This window comes from Streptomyces sp. NPDC002577, assembly GCF_053594815.1.
Genome location: NZ_JBSFWK010000099.1, coordinates 1 through 3,133, shown reverse-complemented (window position 1 = coordinate 3,133; position 3,133 = coordinate 1). Strand labels below are relative to the sequence as shown.

Below are 3,133 nucleotides of genomic sequence, written 5' to 3'. Positions count from 1 at the left end.
CGAGGACGTGGTCGGCCGACCAGCGGCCGGGGCCGGTGAGCGCCAGGGCCGCGGAGGCGACGACGAGGACCATCGGGTACTCGTAGCCGTCGTTCTGGACCCAGAGCCCGTTGTGCCATTTGACGGTGCCGGCGACCGTCATCACTCCCATTGCGGCCATCGCCGCCGCGGGAGTGAGTAAACCGGCCGCCAGGAACAGGCCGGCACCGATCTGGCTGCCGCCCGCGGCGAGCGCGGTGAGCCGGCCGCCGCGGAAGCCGTCGCGGCGGAACTCCTCGGTTCCGCCCGCCAGCCCGTTGCCGCCCAGCCGGAAACTGACCTTCTGCACTCCGTGTCCGGCGATGAGGAGACCCACCACCAGCCGGAGGACCAACAGTGCGGTGTCCATTGTGTTCCTGCCTGTTCCTGACGTCCGTCGATGTTCGCGTGGAGAGGTCAGCCGGCCGCGTGGGCGCCGATGACCGCCTGCGCGTAGACGATGCCGAGGCCGTAGGCGCCGCCGTGCTCCTTCACCAGCTCCGTGACGGGGACGTACGTCTCCGTGCGCGCCCAGTCGCGCTGGAGCTCGAGGAGCACCTGCACCCAGGTCACCGGGATCGCGCCGCCCTGGACCATGCGCTGGATGGCGTGCTCGTGCGCCTGCGGGCTGACACCGCCGGACGCGTCGGTGACCACGTAGACCTCGTAGCCCTGGGCGATGGCGGACAGCGTGGGCAGGACGACGCAGACCTCGGTCCAGAGGCCGGCGATGACGAGCTTCTTGCGGCCGGTGGCCTTGACGGCCTCGACGAAGTTCACATCCTCCCAGGCGTTCATCGTGGTCCGGTCGATGATCTTCTGGTCGGGGAAGACATCGGCCAGCTGCGGCATGATCGGGCCGGAGAAGGACTCGGCGGCCACGGTGCTCAGTACGACCGGCACATCGAAGACCGTGGCGGCCTTCGCCAGGCCTATGGTCGAGTTGATGATGGCGGTGCGGTCGCCGCTGCCGGTGCCGAAGAACATCTGCGGCTGGTGGTCCACGAACAGCACGGCGCAGTTGTCGGGGGTCAGCAGGTCGGGGCTGGGGGCCGCGGTGACGTCGGAGATGTTGACCATGAGAGTGCCTTTCATGAGTGATGTGCCGGCGGACGGGTGTCCGCTGCTGAGGGCGACCGTCTGTCGGGCGGTGCGGGTTGGGGGGTGGTGTCCCGGGAGGGGCGGCTCGTGACCGGGCCCCCTCCCGGGAGATCAGAGGGAGAAGCAGGGGTCGAAGACCGTGCTCTCGGTTTCCGGGGCCAGGCCGCGTCGGGTGCGCCACTGCCGGTGCTGCTCCGACTCGGCGACGGCCTGGCCGAGCAGTTCGGCCTGGCGGGCGCCCGACAGGCCCCTGCGGGGTGTGGCCTGGTAGCCGCCGAAGTGCGCGACGGGGCTCCACTCGGGGCTGAGGGGCGGGAGTTCCTCGTCGAGGCCCTCGTACTCGGCGGTGGCGTAGACGATCCGGCCGCCGACGACCGTCAGCAGGGACTCGATGTGTGCGATGTCCGCCTCGGGCACCGTGAAGTAGTCCTCGGACAGCACGGCGAGGTCGCCGAGGCATCCCGGGCGCAGGACGCCCTTGACGTCGTTCTCGCCGGTCAGCGCGGCACCCGCTTCGGTGAACATCGCCAGCGCCGTACGCCGGTCGACACGGTTGTGGGGCGGGCGGACGACCAGGTCGCCGACGGTGCGGCCGGTGACCAGCCAGTGCAGCGCGATCCACGGGTTGTAGGTGGAGACCCGGGTGGCGTCGGTGCCGGCGCCGACGGTCAGGCCGCGTTCCAGCATGGCCCGGATCGGAGGGGCGTCCGCGGCGGCACCGGGGCCGTAGCGGCGTACGAACGCCTCGCCCTGGAAGGACAGCCGGTTCTGCACGGACATGGCGCCGCCGAGGGCGGCGATACGGTCGAGGCTGTCGGCGGAGACGGTCTCGGCATGGTCGAACAGCCACCGGTTCCCGGCCGGGAAAAGGCCGTCCGCGGCGAGTTTCTCGAACACCGCGAGGTCCCGGCGGATGGTCTCGTCATAGGTGGCGTGCAGCCGGAATCCCCAGCCGTTCTCCATGAGGAGCCGCACGGCCTTCTCGAATTCCGCCTCGTAGTCGGCGAGTTCCGGGCGCGGCTGGGTGAAGTTCTCGAAATCCGCCGCCGCCCAGGTGAGATTCTCGCCCGCACCGTTGAGGCGCAGCCATTCGTCCCCGTCCTCGGGCCTGGCCATTTCGATCCAGCGGGCGAGGTCGTCGATTTCCTGGCCCGCGGTCTGCGGGAAGAGGTGATAGGCGATGCGCAGGGACAGTTGACCGGCCTTGGCCAGTTCGACGACCGTGCTGTAGTTGTCGGGGAAGTTCTGGAATCCCCCGGCCGCGTCTATCGCCGACGTGAGTCCGAATCTGTTCAGCTCCCGCAGGAAATGACGCGTGGAGGTCTTCCTCTCCTCACCCTCGAGTACCGGGGCCTTGGCCAGGGTGGAGTAGAGGATCAGGGCGCTGGGGGCGGCCAGCAGCATACCCGTGGGCTCACCGTCGCGGCCCCTCATGATCTGGCCGCCCTTGGGATCGGGGCTGTCCCTGGTGAATCCGGCGGCCTTGAGCGCCGCCCGGTTGAGCACCGCCGACTGGTACAGGTGCAGGACGAACACCGGGGTGTCCGGCGCGGCGGCGTTCAGCTCGGCGACGGTCGGCAGCCGCCGCTCGGCGAACTGCTCGGCCGACCAGCCTCCCACCACCCGCACCCACTGGCCCTTCGGCGTACGTGCCGCCTGCTCACGCAGCATCGCCAGCCCCTGGCGCAACGTGGGAACGCCGTCCCAGCGCAGCTCCAGCACGTAGTTGAGCCCGCCCCGAATCACATGCAGGTGGGAGTCGTTGAGGCCGGGAACCATCCGCCGCCCGAGCGCGTCCACCACCTTCGTGGCCGGGCCCACCTGGGACGCCACGTCCTTGTCGTCACCGACCACCGTGATGACACCGCCACGGATGGCGATCGCCTCGGCCCCCGGGCGGAGCGGGTCTCCCGTGTAGATCTTCGCGTTGCGGACGACGAGGTCCGCGGCGTTATCGGTGGCGCGGGGAACAAGCCCACCGACCGGCATCGTGGACACCTTTCGACAACCTCCT

Annotated in this window: 3 protein-coding genes; all 3 read right to left on the bottom strand. The window is 70.0% G+C overall.

Annotated elements, in window-relative coordinates:
• Window positions 1–388: DoxX family protein (locus ACWD4J_RS43990; protein ID WP_451401179.1), on the bottom strand; the 388-nt coding region annotated here is incomplete at its 3' end.
• A 47-nt stretch (window positions 389–435) separates the two neighbouring features.
• Window positions 436–1,098, bottom strand: a complete 663-nt coding sequence (locus ACWD4J_RS43985) for a hydrolase (RefSeq protein WP_451401180.1) — start codon at window positions 1,096–1,098, stop codon at window positions 436–438.
• A gap of 132 nt (window positions 1,099–1,230) precedes the next feature.
• A complete protein-coding gene (locus ACWD4J_RS43980; protein WP_451401178.1) occupies window positions 1,231–3,108 on the bottom strand; it encodes an amidohydrolase in 1,878 nt (625 codons plus the stop codon).
• Between the last annotated feature and the right edge of the window lie 25 nt (window positions 3,109–3,133).

What these genes read in the sequence shown, in the direction of transcription:
- ACWD4J_RS43985 (WP_451401180.1), bottom strand. Translation starts at nt 1,098, where the DNA reads ATGGTCAACATCTCCGACGTCACCGCGGCCCCCAGCCCCGACCTGCTG.
- ACWD4J_RS43980 (WP_451401178.1), bottom strand. Translation starts at nt 3,108, where the DNA reads ATGCCGGTCGGTGGGCTTGTTCCCCGCGCCACCGATAACGCCGCGGAC.